Source organism: Caballeronia sp. LZ035 (genome assembly GCF_031451175.1).
Classification (GTDB): domain Bacteria; phylum Pseudomonadota; class Gammaproteobacteria; order Burkholderiales; family Burkholderiaceae; genus Caballeronia.
Genome location: NZ_JARUXS010000042.1, coordinates 1 through 514, shown reverse-complemented (window position 1 = coordinate 514; position 514 = coordinate 1). Strand labels below are relative to the sequence as shown.

1 protein-coding gene is annotated in these 514 nt (G+C 68.1%); it reads left to right on the top strand.

Annotation, left to right across the window (positions count from 1 at the left end; all coding sequences use genetic code 11):
* A partial coding sequence (locus QCE88_RS41980; RefSeq protein WP_309911941.1) for a hypothetical protein occupies positions 1 to 514 on the top strand: 514 nt, incomplete at both ends.

Here is a 514-nt window from a genome sequence, read left to right as displayed (position 1 = left end):
CCCATGAACAGCAGATCGCCGATGTGATGGGCAGCGATCTGGTCCAGTCGGGTTTGGGGGCGGTCGACGCCGTCATGAAGAACGATGTCGTCCAGGGCGGGATGGACGCGCTGAAAGCGGCGAACGCTGTGCAGCGGAAGGTAAGCGATGCCCTGGGTGGCCAGGTCGGATCGGGCGGCGGGGGCGCGCCGGTCACGATCAACGGCTTGCTGCGCGCCACGGCGGGCACGCACACGGTCCATGCGCCGGGCCTGCACTTTCCGTTGGGCGCAGGCTTTGCCGCATCGGATGCAAGGGGGCCGTCGCAGGATGCGGAGTCGTTCATGGGCAGCCGCACCGTGCTGGCCAACGGCGACCCGATGTCGTTCCAGGCGCTACCCGCACTGAGTTGCTGGTGCGCGGGCATGCTGCCGATGTCGCACAACAGTGCGCACACGGAACGCAAGTACCTGTCCTTGCCCACGGCCACGATGCTGCCCATTCCGGCCGATCGTCCCGTGCTGGTGGGCGGCCC